11 protein-coding genes and 1 tRNA gene are annotated in these 15,350 nt (G+C 49.3%); 5 read left to right on the top strand and 7 right to left on the bottom strand.

The annotated features are described in order from the left end of the window. Positions 1-272: 272 nt before the first annotated feature. Together H6F73_RS24065 and H6F73_RS24060 are read right to left on the bottom strand one after the other, a co-directional pair. Positions 273-1,319, bottom strand: a complete 1,047-nt coding sequence (locus H6F73_RS24065; protein WP_190761303.1) for a zinc-dependent dehydrogenase — start codon at positions 1,317-1,319, stop codon at positions 273-275. A gap of 69 nt (positions 1,320-1,388) precedes the next feature. Then, positions 1,389-3,530, bottom strand: coding sequence for a right-handed parallel beta-helix repeat-containing protein (locus H6F73_RS24060; RefSeq protein WP_190761302.1), 2,142 nt, complete (start codon positions 3,528-3,530; stop codon positions 1,389-1,391). 186 nt (positions 3,531-3,716) lie between these two features. Between H6F73_RS24060 and H6F73_RS24055 the strand changes: the two genes are divergently transcribed. Both H6F73_RS24055 and hetR read left to right on the top strand, forming a co-directional pair. Beyond that, positions 3,717-5,552 carry an FAD-dependent oxidoreductase gene (locus tag H6F73_RS24055; RefSeq protein ID WP_190761301.1) on the top strand — a complete coding sequence of 612 codons (1,836 nt, stop codon included), beginning with the start codon at positions 3,717-3,719 and terminating at the stop codon, positions 5,550-5,552. Positions 5,553-6,482: 930 nt separating this feature from the next. Next, a complete protein-coding gene (gene hetR, locus H6F73_RS24050; RefSeq protein WP_190666044.1) occupies positions 6,483-7,385 on the top strand; it encodes a heterocyst differentiation master regulator HetR in 903 nt (300 codons plus the stop codon). Positions 7,386-7,513: 128 nt separating this feature from the next. Here hetR and H6F73_RS24045 read toward each other — a convergent pair. After that, positions 7,514-7,587, bottom strand: a tRNA-Pro gene (locus tag H6F73_RS24045). Between the two features lie 191 nt (positions 7,588-7,778). On the opposite strand from H6F73_RS24045, the gene lipA reads away from it, so the two are divergent. From lipA to sigC, 3 genes are all read left to right on the top strand, one after another. Continuing rightward, a complete protein-coding gene (gene lipA / locus H6F73_RS24040; protein WP_190761300.1) occupies positions 7,779-8,651 on the top strand; it encodes a lipoyl synthase in 873 nt (290 codons plus the stop codon). Between the two features lie 22 nt (positions 8,652-8,673). Continuing rightward, complete coding sequence (locus tag H6F73_RS24035) at positions 8,674-9,609, top strand: NAD(P)H-dependent glycerol-3-phosphate dehydrogenase (RefSeq protein WP_190761299.1); 936 nt, start codon at positions 8,674-8,676, stop codon at positions 9,607-9,609. Positions 9,610-10,126: 517 nt separating this feature from the next. Next, positions 10,127-11,377, top strand: a complete 1,251-nt coding sequence (gene sigC / locus H6F73_RS24030; protein WP_190761596.1) for an RNA polymerase sigma factor SigC — start codon at positions 10,127-10,129, stop codon at positions 11,375-11,377. A 170-nt stretch (positions 11,378-11,547) separates the two neighbouring features. Here the strand turns inward: sigC and H6F73_RS24025 are convergent, their stop codons facing one another. From H6F73_RS24025 to H6F73_RS24010, 4 genes are all read right to left on the bottom strand, one after another. Next, positions 11,548-12,642 carry a peptidoglycan-binding protein gene (locus H6F73_RS24025; protein WP_190761298.1) on the bottom strand — a complete coding sequence of 365 codons (1,095 nt, stop codon included), beginning with the start codon at positions 12,640-12,642 and terminating at the stop codon, positions 11,548-11,550. Between the two features lie 239 nt (positions 12,643-12,881). Next, on the bottom strand, positions 12,882-13,058 hold the full coding sequence (locus H6F73_RS24020) for a hypothetical protein (RefSeq protein WP_190761297.1): 177 nt from the start codon (positions 13,056-13,058) through the stop codon (positions 12,882-12,884). A 180-nt stretch (positions 13,059-13,238) separates the two neighbouring features. Continuing rightward, a complete protein-coding gene (locus H6F73_RS24015; protein ID WP_190761296.1) occupies positions 13,239-13,703 on the bottom strand; it encodes an SH3 domain-containing protein in 465 nt (154 codons plus the stop codon). A gap of 127 nt (positions 13,704-13,830) precedes the next feature. Continuing rightward, positions 13,831-15,348: an AAA family ATPase gene (locus H6F73_RS24010; RefSeq protein ID WP_190761295.1), complete on the bottom strand. Its 1,518-nt coding sequence runs from the start codon at positions 15,346-15,348 to the stop codon at positions 13,831-13,833. Positions 15,349-15,350 lie beyond the last annotated feature (2 nt).

Genomic DNA, 15,350 nt, shown 5'->3' with positions numbered 1-15,350 from the left:
TCCTCTTCACAACCAGTAACCCCAAGACATCCCCCTCTCGCTCGATTGAACTATTTTCACAGTCTTCTCTGTCATCAAAAAGACGGCGCTGCTCTATCAAAGTTCCTAGTAGAAGTCGTCAATTCTAATATGTGAGCTGTTTTTACCCTAACTTTGTTTAAGGAATCAGCCCCTGTTTTTTTTACTTGAGATTTGAGGTAGTACAACCGGCATCTCTTAAGCCTGTACACCTCACCCCCCACTAATCTTCATTGCTTCACTTCTTCCTGATATCAGGGATAAATGAGAATCTTATAGGTTTCTGCCGCCGGCTGCACAGCCCGATCCACTGCTGCTGCTAAATCTTGCAACGGATAGTGATCACTAATGAGCGCTTCCACATCTATTCGCTTATGGAACACAATATCAGCAGACAACGCTTGCAATCGATAGGAAGAACTGTAACTGCCCATCAGGTCAATTTCCCGCCGGTAGAGAATGTTGGGATTAATCGGAATTTCCACCTCGTCAGGAAACTCGGCAAAGAACAGTATTTTTCCACCTTTGCGAGTACAATCAAGGGCTTGAAAAAAAGCTTTTTCACTAGGGACTGCCAGTAAAGTCGTATCCACTCCTAGGCCATTAGTGAGCGCCTGCACCTTAGTCGGCAACTCGGCATCGCGGGCATCAAAAGCAGCATCTGCCCCTACTTGCAAGGCTTTCTCAATGCGGGAGGGTAGCAAATCTGTGGCAATCGCTCTGGCTCCAAAATACTTCACTAACATAATAAACATCAGCCCGATTGGACCGGCACCCGTCACTAAAATCGTTTGGCCAGGAGCGATCTGGGCTTTCTTAACTGCTTTGAGACAGCAGTTGGTGGGTTCGACAAAACTGGCTTGCTCAAAACTCACTTCATCAGGAATTGGAATCAACCCGCCGTTGCGAACAATGTGCCCTGGAACTTTGACACACTCTGCAAAACCGCCTCCACTGGGTGCAAATCCCGCTGTAGTGGTGATGTTTTTGTAGGTTTCGCACATGGAAAAGTTTTCATTCAGGCAGTATATACAGTGCATACAGGGGATATGGTGCATCACTACAACCCGCTGTCCCACTTGCCAATTTGTCACGGCATCTCCAACTGCTGCAATCACCCCTGCTGTTTCATGACCAAAAATGCGTGGTGGTTCGTATAGGGGATAGCGAATTTTTTTGATATCAGACTGGCACAACCCAACGACTTGAACCTTTACCAGCACTTCATCCGGTGCGATTGCCGGCACCGGCACCTCTTCGTAGCTCAGTTGGTTGACACCTCTAAAAACTTGTGCTTTCATAGTTACCCCTTTTACCCATTCATACTAAGGCACGTCTGCTTACCACACAGCCCGAAACTTTTCTTTACATTACCTTACGGTGGTCTCTTTGCTACGATTGAATCCTTTAGGGCCGATACGTTCGATTGGGATAGGCTGAAAACCTAATTTAAGGGCCGGTGAGTCGGCTTTAAGCCGAAAGTCTCCCTTTTCCGCAGCAACAAACAGTGGCGAGGCTATCGGGGAGTTGCGATCAAAGCCGGCTGCTTGCCATTTACTAAAATCGCCCTCTGGTGTAATTACCCGTCCCGTCTTTTCTATATCTAAACCACCTGTATGCCAGTAAAGGTTGAAGTTGCTTTCCGCCAAGCGTTTGCGGTTCCATAAACTTGGGTAGCTAAACCACAGGTCAGCATTTGGGTTGTCAAACACAACGATGTTACGCCGAAAGATATTACCCTTCATAAATTCGTCAAGTGCGAACACAGTGATTTGATGCTCTGCGCCATTGATAAAAATATTGTTCTCTATTATGTTGTCCTTGCCCCCGAGAATACATAAACCACCCCACACTGTGCCAACAACAATGTTTCCATAAACAGTTGTACTGCTGCTGTAAGTGTCAAGGTAGATCCCCCAAGTAAAGTGAGGGAAAAGAAAGCGTTCCTCTGATGTGCTTGACAGACCTCCAGAATGGCGAATAAAGTTGAATCGAATAATGTTGCCAGTTAGTTGCTTACTGTCTCCGTATGTATAAATAGCTCCAGAGTCTATAGTTTCTAAACTCGTATCTACAACTTCGTTGTACTCTATAATGTTGTCCTGGGAATCATAACCTATAGAAATACCCCATCTTGGCATTCGGCTAATTTGATTATAAGCCACTCGATTATTCTTACCTTTTAAAATAGCAACACCGGCAACCCCTTTATAAATCAATCCACATTCATAAATGTAATTGTTAGCAATTAGATTAGAAGATGGGGAAGGTAATTCTTGACCCTCAAGATTACTTGTTGCTAGCAATACGCCACCTTGCCCTAACTTTTCCATTTTATTGCTTAAAATTTGATTGTCAGAAGATCCTTCCTTAAGTAAGATTCCATAGCCGACCATGTGAGTAAAGGTACAATCTTCAATTTCACATTTTCGTGCGCCTGTTAACCAAATCCCAGCATGCATTCGCCAAGCATACCCCCGACCGGGCGAAGTAGTATCAGTAAAGATAAGGTTTTTAAAATTAATACTTTCTACATATTTGTTTTTTCTTATGTCTCCTTCTAAAGAAATTATTACGGCTAATTTTGGAGCAACTATTTCTAATTTTTGAAAATCTTTTTGTACTGGCCAGTAAAAGACATCGCCAGTCGTTTTATTTAAACACCACTCACCAGGACTATCTAAAGCTTCTCTAACATTTGTAATAAAGAAGCGATTTCCCTGTCCAATTTCTTCCGGGCAATTAATATATAGTGTGTGCTTATCTTTTTCTACACGTTCGATTGGAAGCAGAGCATTCCACCAGCCCTTATTAGTATAAATGTTGATTTCTGCGTTGCTCCAGTCTGACCATGAGGGAAACTTTGCGGGATCAACAACGACTTCAGTTTTACTGGGTGAAGTATTCTTAGCAAATAACCATCCACCTTTATACGGATTTTTGGGTTCAAAATTAGGATACCGGGCGCGAGTGGCCCACTCATTGCCCACTCTTAAAGTAAGGAAATCCCAGCTTCCTTTGTCTGAGGCCGGCAGGGTAGCTTTCCAAATATTCCCCTCTTGCTTCCAACCTGTAACCGGCTGACCACCGCTGATCACCGGCTTCTCATCACGATACGCTTCATAGGTTATGGGAAATTTGGCAGTGCCAGAATCTTCAGGGGTAAAGATCACCGGCTCACTTAAAAAGTAAGTGCCGCCGCGCAATAAAACACTGACAGGTTGCTTGAGTGTAGCTCCTTGCTCACGCTTAAGTTTGCGAATAGCGTCGCGTGCCTTCTGGATCGTAGCGAATGGGCCATCTGTCTTTGCTGTATTGGGATCTGCTTGTAGACCAGACCAAGCATCATTGCCGTTAAGCGCCACATAAAATACAACAGGTTCTAATCGTTGGGAAACCAAATCATCGGCTAGCTCACCCTTAGCCCCTGCAGTGCCGGCCTTAACCATCGCCGGGGAAACGCTAGTCAAGCAACCCAACCAGACCCAAGTTAAAAAAGTCCGACGATCCATACAGATGGCTACTCCCTAGCGGTGATTTTAAAGGTCGTGACAAGCATTAAAAAATAAATGCAAGCGAAGCGAAAGTCAATATAGAAAAACAAATTGTTGAGGACGCACCGGCAGATGTCGGTCGTTTCTTAGCCGGCTCGCATTTGCGACCAACCCATCCTAAAATTTAGCAGGACTCAAGTATTAATGCACCTAAAACCCAACGTGGTAGATGAATTGAGCGCTGATGTCTTAGTCGTTGGTGGCGGCACCGGCGGCACAGCAGCCGCCCTGCAAGCAGCCCGACGGGGGGCCAAAACCATCTTAGTCAGCGAATTTCCCTGGTTAGGAGGAATGCTCACCTCAGCCGGCGTTTCAGCGCCCGACGGCAATGAACTAGCAGCCTTTCAAACCGGCATTTGGGGTGCCTTCCTGCGCTCACTCCACCAGCGACAAACGGGTGGATTAGACAACGGTTGGGTCAGCTTTTTTACTTACGATCCGCGCATTGGCCACCAAATTTTTGCTGACTGGGTGCAGCAGTTGCCAAACTTGCAGTGGATTAGTAGCCAAGTGCCCTTGGAAGTCTTGCAGCAGGGGAACCGGATCACCGGCATCCGATTTGCAGATTTCACCGTCCGTGCCCATTTAACCCTAGATGCCACCGAACTCGGAGACGTAATAGCCCTAGCCGAAGTGCCCCATCGTTGGAGTTGGGAATTTCAAGCCGAGTGGGATGAACCCAGCGCCCCTATTGAACCCAATACTTTTACACAACGCTACCCCGTACAGGCCCCCACCTGGGTTGTGATTATGCAGGATTACGGTGCCGGTGCCGTAGCCCCCGAAATTCCCGCCCCACCTCTGGATAATCCCGCTCAGTTTGCCGGTGCTTGGGACAACTATGGCCCACAGCGGTTTCTAAATTACGGACGATTGCCGTTTAATCGCTTTATGATTAACTGGCCACGGCGGGGCAATGACTATGGCCAGCGGCTTGAGCGCCTGATTCAATCGGAAGCCGCACGGAATGAATTTCTCCAAGAAGCCCGCTGGCACACCCAAAGTTTTGCCCGCTTTATCCAAATGCAACTTGGCCGCCAATATGGCCTAGCTGAACACATCTTTCCAGAAAGTTTAACAGCTAACAGGGCAACTCAAAATCAAAGCACGGCTTATGCGCTACATCCTTACTATCGGGAAAGCAGACGTCTCCTAGGACGTGTGACAGTGCGAGAGCAAGATATTTTGCCGATGCCGGGAGGCAGAGTTGCCAGCTTGGCGACAGATTCAGCCGGCCAAGTAACCGCGATCGCTTTGGGTAACTACGCAAACGACCACCACTACACCGATGCAGAGGCGCAAGACACAGCCTCTCTCCCACTACAACCAAAATCCCTTCGCTGGGGAGGGCGATGCACCGGCACACCCTTTACCATTCCCTACGGGAGCTTGATCCCAGTTCAAACTGATGGCCTTCTCGTCTGTGAAAAAAATATTTCTGTATCCCATATTGCCAATGGTGCCACGCGGTTGCAGCCGGTTGTCATGGGGATCGGTCAAGCAGCGGGGATGGCAGCAGCACTGTGTATTGAGCGAGGCTGCCAACCGCGAGACTTGCCCGTGAGAATTCTGCAAGAGGCGCTATTAACAGAACCAACTGCACCGGCAGCGATCATTCCTCTGTTTAATTTGACACCGGATCACCCAGAATGGCTGCACCGGCAGCGCCACTACTTAGATTTCCCAGACGCCTATCCTGCCGACGGCGACTCTCCTTTACTATCAGTCGTCACTCATCGCTCATCTGCCAGTCGTCCAGGACAAACAACCTTCACCGGCATCTTCCACCGGCACGCCCCGCAGGATTACACCATCACCCTTACCACCCCAACTGGAATTTCCCCTCAAAGCTGGACACTCGTTACCCTTCAGCCTGAGGTAGACCAACAGTTACAAACTTGTCTGACAGGACAACCGCTTAGTGTTTGGGGGCATCTCAATCAAGCCGGCAACTGGCTACTTGTCGAAGCAATTTGCTAAGAACCACAGCCACCTCATCTGTTCAGTCTGCTCAACGTTGACAAAATATCCGGATGACCCATTCGCCAGTGCGTATTAGGAGTAGAAAACTCTGATACGGACATTTCCCATGCGGACTTGCGCCTCTATCGTCTTATCAAGTTTGCTGTTGGTTGGCTTTGTCTTTGGTTCCTTAGGGATTGGCTCCGATTCGACTGAGTTGCTTCGAGCCACTTCTTTTCTCCATTCAACACAAGCAGAAAACGAGGATGAGATTTCTCCTCATCGGGGTAGTGGGCGAATGAATGGCTGAATCTTTAACACTGCTCCCCCTCAAATCGAGAAAGCAGCCAACTCGTGGGGAAGGCAGAGCCGGCAAGGCGAACTAAGCGATTTACACAGCCAGTCGTGACCGATGTCAATGCCCTTTTAACACCGGCATTTGGCTGACCGAGCGATCAGCAGCAGCAGCCGGCCAATCCGGTTTTTTTTTGGGATCTGAACGCACTGCCAAATTTACCCAAAAGCTTTATCCCCTTATTGTCAAAGGAAGTGTCACAATTAAAGCATTGAAGGCTATAAAGTAAATGTCAGCAACTCCATGCTGAAAGGCGGGGTCTACTGTAGCCGAGCCGGACGCTCTCATCAGGGTAGAGCAAGCTTGACGTTAACCAGCCTCAGCCCTATCTTCGTACTGAGGCATGAGAACTGGGTAAATAGTTACTCAGTCTTGAAAGGTAGGGGCTTCCGCTGTCAGTAATTTTAATGGGTAGCAAGCTACATAACTTTACGGATACCTCATTTCCTCTCAAGGAATAGGTGCATCTGAAGGCTGCTGACTCAAAGCGCCAAAATCGACATGACCGAATCTGGTTGTGTCGCAACCATCATACGCAACAATCAACTGAGGAGCATTTGACTCCTCCTAATCTATCCGTCTTAAGGATTGTGATGACCAACGACCTCGATCTGATCAAACGCCTTAGCCCCAGTGCCATGGATCAGATCATGTTTTATCTTGCATTCAGCGCCATGAGAACCAGTGGGCACCGGCACGGAGCGTTTCTAGATGCAGCCGCTACGGCGGCTAAGTGTGCCATTTACCAGACCTATCTGGAGCAGGATCAGAATCTGCGGATGACGGGGCACCTCCACCACATTGAACCTAAGCGGGTTAAGGCAATTGTGGAGGAAGTCAAAGAGGCACTGACGCACGGCAAACTCATGAAGATGCTTGGCTCTCAAGAGCCGCGCTACCTGATTGAGTTTCCCTATGTCTGGCTGGAACAGTATTCCTGGATGCCTGGACGCCCGCGCATTCCTGGCACCAGTCTCACTTCTGAAGAAAAGCGACAGATTGAACAAAAACTGCCGCCTAATCTGCCTGACGCGCAACTGATCAACTCTTTCCAGTTCATGGAAATGATTGAATTCCTTTATGCCCGCCATCAGGAAGATTACCCACCAGAGCGGCGGTTGCCTTTAAGTGAGGCGTTAGCAGAACATATTAAGCGACGCTTAATTTGTGCCGGCACTGTCGCAAAGATTGATTCTCCTTGGGGAATGCCTTTCTATGCGCTCACCCGTGCCTCTTACTCGCCTTCGGGTGAAGAGGAGCGGACTTTCATCATGGTGGAGGATACCGCTCGGTATTTCCGGCTGATGAAAGATTGGGCAGAACGGCAGCCCAAGAAGGTGATGCGGATTTTAGAAGAACTCGATATCCCCGCTGATCGCATCGATCAAGCGATGGAAGAGTTGGATGAAATCATCCGCGCCTGGGCCGATAGATACCATCAGCAGGGTGAAAATACGATGATTCTGCAAATGGTTTTTGGCCCAAAAGAGGATTAAGTAGGACGTGGAGCATTTTCCATGCTGGAGTTGAGTAAGTGCCGATCGCGGAGTCCGGGTTCCGGAATCCGCCTAGGCAGCTCATCCATCCTGCCGGCCCAACTTTAACTTTTGCTCTTTGTAAAAAATCGGGATGACAGGATTTGAACCTGCGACCCCCTCGTCCCGAACGAGGTGCGCTACCAAGCTGCGCTACATCCCGAAGTGTTTATCTACATTACCATGTTAACTGCGCCTGGGACAAGCCCATGCCGGTTTAAACTAAACGCAAGATTGTCCACTTGCAATATCCAATTTATGGGCTGTCATCGGCTCCTGTGTCCCAATTTGGGTAATTGAATAAACATAGGCTACGATGTAAAGCGGTGTAACTAAAATGGTTCAAATAAGCGCGTGACTGTCAAGCCAGACTGGTTGCGAGTCAAAGCCCCTCAATGGGAGCGCGTCGGCAACGTTAAAGAAATTCTGCGGGATTTATCCCTGAATACTGTTTGTGAAGAAGCGTCTTGCCCCAATATTGGCGAGTGCTTCCAAGCCGGCACTGCTACCTTTTTAATTATGGGTCCAGCCTGTACGCGGGCTTGTCCCTATTGCGATATCGATTTTGAGAAAAAACCGAAACCGCTCGATTCAACTGAGCCAGAACGATTGGCTCAAGCGGTACACCGGCTGAAGTTAAACCATGTGGTGATTACTTCCGTAAATCGGGACGATCTGCCGGACGGCGGAGCCTCACAATTTCTGCGCTGTATTCAAGCGGTTCGCGCCTTATCGCCCCAAACGACGATTGAGGTGCTGATTCCTGACTTGTGTGGTAACTGGCCGGCGCTAGAAGCGATTCTTGCCGCTCATCCAGAGGTACTCAATCACAATACCGAAACCATACCCCGTCTCTACCGGCGGGTGCGCCCCCAAGGTGACTACTTGCGTACCTTGGAACTGCTGCGGCGCTCGCGTGATTTGGCTCCTGGAGTCTATACCAAGTCAGGCATTATGGTGGGATTAGGGGAAACGGATGAAGAAATTCGGCAGGTGATGCGGGATCTGCGAGAGGCCGATTGCGATATTTTGACCATTGGCCAATACCTCCAGCCAACTCCCAAGCACTTGTCGGTTGCGAACTGGGTGACACCGGCACAATTTGATGCGTGGCAACAGTTCGGTGAATCTTTAGGTTTCTTACAAGTTGTTGCCTCACCCTTGACACGGTCTTCTTATCATGCAGAGCAAGTAAGAGCGCTGATGGAGCGTTATCCTCGAAGATAAAGGCAATCTAAAACTTGATTTGATGCAAAAAAAGACCCTGGCAATTATTGGAGCGGGTGTTTGGGGTACAGCATTGGCAAACCTGGCAGCGGGTAATGGCCACCGCGTGCGTGTTTGGTCTCGTCGCTGTTCAGAAAGCCTGGAAGATGTGCTTGCCGGCGCTGAGCTCGTGCTGTCTGCTGTTTCCATGAAAGGCGTTGGCGCAGTGATTTCCCAGGTGCAATCTCTGCCAGTAAGCTCTAACACCATTTTCATAACCGTAACCAAGGGTTTAGATCCACAGACAACCCGCACGCCTTCCCAGATGTGGCAGGCGGCATTTCCTGCTGCGCCGGTTGTGGTTCTGGCCGGCCCTAACCTGTCTAAAGAAATTGAGCAGGGTTTGCCGGCGGCAACGGTGGTAGCGAGTAAAGACCTCGTGGCAGCAGCAACAGTGCAAGCCGTATTTTCTTCTAGCAGCTTTCGGGTTTACACGAATTCCGACCCCTTGGGCGTAGAATTGGGCGGAACTTTAAAAAATGTGATGGCGATCGCAGCCGGTGTGTGTGATGGGCTGGATCTGGGTACGAATGCGAAGGCGGCACTGCTGACTCGCGGGCTGGCGGAAATTATCAGAATTGGCGCGAATTGGGGTGCCCAAACCGAAACATTTTATGGTTTGTCAGGGCTAGGGGATTTGCTGGCGACCTGCAACAGCGCCCTTAGCCGCAATTACCAAGTTGGCTACCAGTTAGCAAAAGGCCAAACACTACAGGCAATCCTGGCCCAACTTGAAGGAACGGCTGAGGGCGTGAGTACCACGCCGGTATTGATTCAGCGAGCCGATCAGCAGGGGATTTACGTGCCAATTTCCTATCTCGTTAATCGTTTACTTCAAGGCGAAATTACGCCGCAATCAGCGGTTGAAGCTCTGATGTTACGAGATGTTAAACCAGAGTCCAAACCACTAGCGGATTAAAGTTTAACCGGCTGTGCCGGCAAGGAAATTTTTAAAGTTTAAAATCTATCTCTGTTTAGGCGGAGAGTACAGGAGGCGCAAGCATTCAGGGCTTGGGCTGTAACTGTTTTGGTGGGAGGGTTTATCCCGAAGGAAACATTTTAAAGAATTCTTCGTAGTGATCGGGATAACCGATCAGCGGTGATGAAGATTAAAGCTGAAGCTAACAGAGGTCACAACCTTCTCACTGGCTTCACTTCTATACTACCTACACACGAGCAATCGTGTTGTTTCTCGCCTCCACTGTAGCAGTTAGATACCGAGAGATGTATCTATCTGCTGGAGTAGCTGCCATTACAACCGCAGCTCCGTCAGGCTTACACAGAGCCGAAGCCCAACCCAGTGTCGCCCTGTTAGCCCAGTCCGCAATGGAACTACCAGCTATGTTTGTTAGTCGCCAAGGGCGGGAACAATAACAAAGTGATCGACCGCTAACTGAGCCTCATTGTCACCCAGAGCAACTGAGACGAACGCTATGATGCCAGGAACTTTCTTGTACACGAATGCAGGCTATGACGAACAACTGAATGCCTCTGGTGTTCAGCCCGAAAAAATCGCCGGTGATGCAGAAGCAATCGCAGATGTATTTATTGAGCTGGAAATAGAGGGTGCAGACGCAGTGAGTTTTGGGCCAAGCGCCAGCCGCCGTACCACTGATCTAGTGCGTTTGTATCTTCAAGAAATCGGTCGAGTCCGTTTATTAGGACGCGATGAAGAAGTCTCGGAAGCTCAAAATGTCCAGCGCTATATGCGGGTGCAAGAGTTGCGAGATCAAGCGGCATCCTCTGAGGATGAGTTGATTAAGCGCTACAGCCAACTAATTGAGGCTCGTGATCGCTTAGCTTCTCATCTAGGGATGCGTCCTTCTTTGGAGCGATGGGCTGCTGAAGCTGGGATTATGGTCAGTGATCTAAAGCCTACTTTAGCCGCCGGTAAACGCCGATGGGCAGAAGTTGCCGGTCTGAGCGTGGAGGAGTTGGAGCAAGTCCAAGCTGAAGGCATTCGGGCGAAGGATCACATGATTAAGGCTAACTTGCGCCTGGTCGTGTCTGTTGCTAAAAAGTATCAAAATCGCGGTTTGGAATTATTGGATTTGATCCAAGAAGGCACCCTTGGTTTAGAGCGTGCGGTTGAGAAGTTTGATCCCACGCGGGGTTACAGGTTCAGCACCTATGCCTATTGGTGGATTCGTCAGGGAATTACTCGCGCCATTGCCACCCAAAGCCGCACCATTCGTCTGCCGGTGCACATCACTGAAAAGCTTAACAAAATTAAAAAAGCCCAGCGCAAAATCTCTCAAGAAAAAGGTCGCACCCCAACCATTGAAGATATTGCCGGCGAGTTAGATATGACGCCGGCTCAAGTGCGGGAAGTTTTATTACGGGTGCCCCGTGCGGTGTCTTTAGAAACGAAAGTCGGGAATGAGAAAGACACTGAACTGGGAGACTTGCTCGAAACTGACGACGTTTCTCCTGAAGAAATGCTGATGCGAGAAGCGCTGCATCGGGATTTGCAACAATTGCTGGCGGATTTAACGTCCCGCGAGCGAGATGTGATTCAAATGCGGTTTGGTTTGGGAGATGGCCACCCTTACTCTTTGGCAGAAATCGGTCGCGCTTTAGATTTGTCGCGGGAACGGGTGCGCCAGATTGAAGCTAAAGCTCTGCAAAAGCTGCGGCAACCGAAGCGCCGCAACCGGGTAAGGGACTATTTGGAGTCGCTTAGCTAGTTTATTAAGGGCTAATGGTTGATTGTTTTCAGCCATTAGCCTTTAAAGTTTGGAGGCAGCTTTTGTGATTGCTTTCACCGGCACTCTCCTTTGCACCGCTCTTAAAACGGGTTCAAAGAACCCCCCACATATCGCCTGGTCAGAGTGCCGGCAGCGCACATTGTGAGAAACTAAAATCGTCCCACTAAAATGTCATTGCTGCTAACCCCGTAATAACGTTGGGCTGCGTCAATGGCTGTTTGGGTTTCAAGGCCCAACTGACCATCTAAATCCCCATTATAAAAGCCCCGTTCTTTTAGCCGCTTTTGTAAGTCAAGCACACTATATTTGGGGATGTTCAAGCTGGTGGCGGTTGGTCTGCGCTCCTCCTGCCCTCGTCCGCCGGAAAGTGCCGCCAGGGTTTCCGAGCCAACAACTCCATCTGCTCTCAATCGGGCATCTCGCTGAAAGCGAATAACGGCTGCTTCAGTTGTGGCATCAAAGTAACCATCAATCTTGCCTTCAAAGTAGCCGGCTTCAGTTAACAGCCTTTGCAGGTCACTAACCGCCGTCCCTGTGTCGCCTCGTAACAGGAAGTCTCCGGTGGTACTGCTAGGCACGGCCACAGCCGGTGTAGCGAGTCCTTGCTTGTTTGTGAGGGCGGCTAAGGCAGATGAATCAACGATACCATTGGCTTTCAATCCCTTCGCTTGCTGCCAGCGGATCACACCGGCTTCTGTTAAAGAACCAAAAGTTCCCGTGAGTGGGCCATCATAATAGCCGGCAGCTTGCAACGATTTTTGCAGCGCCTCCACCTCTGAACCGCTAGCGCCCCGCTTTAGGCTGCTATCACTGGAAGTTGGGTAAAGGCTTTGATTTGAAACTGTGCCGGCTTGTTGCTGTAGTGCGGCTTGCGTCTGGGAACCCACGAGGCCATCGGCGGGTAATGCGTTGGCTTGTTGAAATTCCATCACAGATGACTCGGTTAAGGAGCCAAAATATCCTGTGATTGGCCCATCAAAGTAGCCTAGAGCTGTTAAATTTTCTTGGACAGCCGTCACTTGGGAACCGCTATCTCCTCGCCCCACGGCAGCTAGGGCGTTGCTCGTCAAACTCAAAGTGGCTGAGGCGATGGCTAGGGACAGCACTCGCAGCAAAGGCCGGCTTGAAAGCTTTTTCCATCTCAGCCCTTCAAAGTTTTCTAAACACCTAAAGCTTGTAAGGGGCTGGGGGTTTGTTGGTTCCTCGTAGGCGACAGCTAGATGAAGATAGGCAAGGGTTTCCATTATATTCCAGCTGAATTCTTACCACCTAGTTTATACTCATTGCGGACATGGATCGCGCTTGACGTGAGTTCTATAGCAATCTTTAATCGGTTGTCTGATTTCTCGCGGGCAAGATGCCCGCACGACAAGCTTTTTAGGCTGATGCTCATTGACAGATCACAAAGGATTGTTAGGGCTGTCAAATTTTTTTTAACAACTAACACGATAGCCGAGCATCGCTTCAGCTTCAGCGCCGGCTCTTAAACTAAACCGGCTCGATCAAATAATAAGGCAACGACTGCGGCGAACCCTGTAATTCCCAAACCCACAAGCGGGTTTTGGCCTTGACTAACGGCAAAGGATGTAACGATACCCGCTCCTAAAGCGGCAATAACAGCAGAGCCAAGCCAATCTTTATTAGAATTTTTGTGGTACATCTTTTCTATCCAGGGTCAGTTTTTTGATAGTGATGAGTTATCCTACCACCCTGTTTTTCCAACTCTAAAGCTGGCTGAGATTTTGCAATGAAGATTTAAACTTTGCTAAGTTTCTTAATACTTCCCATCTCACCCTTTATTCTTAGAGGCTATGCCACTTCAGTTGGAAAGAAAAGTTGATTATTCGTTAATTCGCTCAATGTTGCCACCTTTAATCCAGCCTTTTTGATCACTATTTTCCAAGCGCACTTGCTGCCATTCTTTATCTGAGCTTTCTTCGAGAACTACAACCTGTCCGTTGAAGGGGATACCTCCTAGACTGTTGGCGTTAAAGCTGGGACTGTCCCGCAGCAGTAAGCCTTGAGGCCAAGTTACACGAGCGCGGTAAGCTCCGGCTTCGAGAGGCTTCGGTGTGGAAGGTGGCGCACCTGGCGTTGCTGCTGGTTTTTGCTGGGTTGAAGCACTTTTGGCATTGCGGGCTGCCGATTGAGTGGCCACCCGCTCTTCATCGAAAACGGGTCTTTCGGGCTGTGTGGAGTGTTTGGCTGCTAGGTATAAGGCTGCGGCAATGCCCCCACCGAGAAGGAAGGCAATGGCCAACAGTAAACCGATGGTAAATTGTAGGAATCCGGACAACTTTTTCAAGGCTACTCCATCCAACTGTTACTGCGTTCACTCGGGTTTGTCGTTTCTGTGTTACACCGGCCTGCGGTTAGAGGGGGTTGCCGGCCAAATTGAAAACATTGTAGCGGGTCGGGGGCATGAGGAAAGCTCACTCAAGTTTTAAGTTTGACCGCCGTCTGCTTAAACTGCTGTGTCTAGAAGCCAGACGAGCTTTACCGGCATCAGCCCAATCTTGGAGAAACTGAATTTGTTCTTGAGCGGTGCGAGCGAGGGGCACAATCTGACTGGCCGATTCTAAAATATCATCTGTGGTGAAGTCTCGGTTTTGGCTAAAGCCAATGTGCATCGCCTCGATCAGTGATTGCTCGATTTCTGCCCCAGAAAAATCTGGCGTTTCATAGGCTAGCCGGTCTAAATCGTAGTTTTTCAAGTTGTGAGGCCGCAAACGGGACAAATGCACACCAAAAATGGCGCGACGTTCTTCCTGGTTGGGTAAACCAACAAAGAATATTTCATCAAACCGGCCTTTCCGCAGCATTTCTGCTGGCAGCGACTGGATGTTATTGGCGGTAGCAACCACAAATACCGGCGAAGTTTTTTCAGCCAACCAGGTAATAAAGGTGCCAAAGACGCGGCTGGTGGTGCCGGCATCACCTTTACTGTTAAAGCCGGCAAAGGCTTTGTCAATTTCGTCAATCCATAGCACACAAGGAGCCAAGGCTTCTGCTAGCTGGATCATTTGCCGAGTGCGCGATTCTGATTCGCCCACCAATCCCCCAAACAAGCGCCCAACATCTAAGCGCAACAAAGGTAAGTGCCAGTGGTGGGAGATGGCTTTGGCAGTCAAAGATTTGCCGGTGCCTTGGATACCGACGAGTAGCAACCCTCTGGGATGAGGCAATCCGTATTGCCTTGCTCGTTCTGAAAAAGCACTGCCTCGGCGTAGTAACCAGTCTTTGAGGTTATCTAACCCACCAATATCAGAAATTCGCTCGCTGGTGGGGTAGAACTCTAAAATTTGGGTTTGGCGGATAATTTGGCGTTTTTCTTCTAAAATCAGCTCGACATCATCGGGTGCGAGTTGGCCGTGTGTGGCGATGGCTTTTGCGAGAACCCGGCGAATTCGATCAATCGAAAGACCTTGACAGGAACGCACGATTTCATCTAAAACTCTACTTTCTAATGAGTGACCTGTGGCGTTTAACAGGCGCTCAACTTCGGCGTGGATGTCACTAGGGTTTGGCAGAGCAAACTCTACGACTGTCAGAACTTCGCTGAGATCCTCTGGAATCAATAGCTGGGGCGAAACGATCACCACATTTTTTGGCTGGGATTTAAGGAGTCTTGCCAAGTTTCGCAGCTTTCTTGACACCGAGACATCTTCTAAAAAGCGGTGGAAGTCTCGCAGGATGAAGATGGCGGCTGCACTTGCCGGCAATTTTTCCACGAATTCCAAAGCTTGCAGGGGATTGCGGCGTCCAAACCCACTGTCATTAGGGTTGCTCTGGTAGCCATCCACAAAATCCCAGATATAAACGGCTCTGTTTCCTTGCCGGTGAGCGCACTGTGAGATCGCGGCTTCGACTCGTTCTTCCTCACGAGTTGGTATGTAAATTAAGGGATAGCGAGCTCGCAGTAGCAGTTCAAATTCATCACTAAAAGCCATAG

Origin of the sequence: Microcoleus sp. FACHB-68, from assembly GCF_014695715.1 — a bacterium.
Taxonomy (GTDB): Bacteria; Cyanobacteriota; Cyanobacteriia; order Cyanobacteriales; family Oscillatoriaceae; genus FACHB-68.
This window is presented reverse-complemented; position numbering and strand designations above follow the sequence as displayed.

What these genes read in the sequence shown, in the direction of transcription:
- H6F73_RS24065 (WP_190761303.1), bottom strand. Translation starts at nt 1,319, where the DNA reads ATGAAAGCACAAGTTTTTAGAGGTGTCAACCAACTGAGCTACGAAGAG.
- H6F73_RS24060 (WP_190761302.1), bottom strand. Translation starts at nt 3,530, where the DNA reads ATGGATCGTCGGACTTTTTTAACTTGGGTCTGGTTGGGTTGCTTGACT.
- H6F73_RS24055 (WP_190761301.1), top strand. Translation starts at nt 3,717, where the DNA reads ATGCACCTAAAACCCAACGTGGTAGATGAATTGAGCGCTGATGTCTTA.
- hetR (WP_190666044.1), top strand. Translation starts at nt 6,483, where the DNA reads ATGACCAACGACCTCGATCTGATCAAACGCCTTAGCCCCAGTGCCATG.
- H6F73_RS24035 (WP_190761299.1), top strand. Translation starts at nt 8,674, where the DNA reads ATGCAAAAAAAGACCCTGGCAATTATTGGAGCGGGTGTTTGGGGTACA.
- sigC (WP_190761596.1), top strand. Translation starts at nt 10,127, where the DNA reads ATGCCAGGAACTTTCTTGTACACGAATGCAGGCTATGACGAACAACTG.
- H6F73_RS24025 (WP_190761298.1), bottom strand. Translation starts at nt 12,642, where the DNA reads ATGGAAACCCTTGCCTATCTTCATCTAGCTGTCGCCTACGAGGAACCA.
- H6F73_RS24020 (WP_190761297.1), bottom strand. Translation starts at nt 13,058, where the DNA reads ATGTACCACAAAAATTCTAATAAAGATTGGCTTGGCTCTGCTGTTATT.
- H6F73_RS24010 (WP_190761295.1), bottom strand. Translation starts at nt 15,348, where the DNA reads ATGGCTTTTAGTGATGAATTTGAACTGCTACTGCGAGCTCGCTATCCC.